The sequence below is a fragment of the Microbacterium sp. zg.Y909 genome (assembly GCF_024626565.1).
Genome location: NZ_JANJFJ010000329.1, coordinates 1 through 637, shown reverse-complemented (window position 1 = coordinate 637; position 637 = coordinate 1). Strand labels below are relative to the sequence as shown.

General features: G+C 71.1%; 1 protein-coding gene and 1 pseudogene. Both read right to left on the bottom strand.

The window, feature by feature from the left end:
• Positions 1 to 133 (bottom strand): annotated as a pseudogene (locus tag NQ160_RS18375) (acetate kinase); the annotation flags it as partial.
• Positions 130 to 637, bottom strand: a 508-nt coding sequence (locus NQ160_RS18370; RefSeq protein ID WP_257516569.1) for a phosphate acyltransferase, incomplete at its 5' end; no start/stop codon positions are given. The gene NQ160_RS18370 and the pseudogene NQ160_RS18375, both read right to left, overlap by 4 nt.

Sequence of the window (637 nt, the reverse complement as noted above, 5' to 3'; positions counted from 1 at the left end):
TGTGCCGGGCCGCGCCCATCGCCTCGCCGATGCGCTCGACGATGCCCGAGGCGAGCACGCGGCCGTCCTCCGGCTCGACCAGCTGGTACTTGAACGACGACGACCCGCTGTTGACCACCAGCACCACGCTCATGCGCTTGCCTCTCCCTGAGCCTGGATCGCGGTGATCGCGATCGTGTTGACGATGTCGTCGACGAGGGCGCCGCGCGACAGGTCGTTGATGGGCTTGTTGAGCCCCTGCAGCACCGGCCCGATGGCGATGGCGCCGGCCGAGCGCTGCACGGCCTTGTAGGTGTTGTTGCCGGTGTTGAGGTCGGGGAAGACGAACACCGTCGCCCGGCCGGCCACGTCGGAGCCCGGCATCTTCTGGGATGCCACGGCGGCGTCGGCGGCCGCGTCGTACTGGATGGGCCCCTCCACGGGCAGCTGCGGCGCGCGCTCGCGCACGAGCGCCGTGGCCGCGCGCACCTTCTCGACCTCGGCGCCCTTGCCCGACTCCCCCGTCGAGTACGACAGCATCGCCACGCGCGGCTCGATGCCGAACTGAGCCGCCGTCGCCGCCGACGAGATCGCGATGTCGGCGAGCTGCTCGCTCGTGGGGTCGGGGATGACGGCGCAGTCGCCGTAGACGAGCACA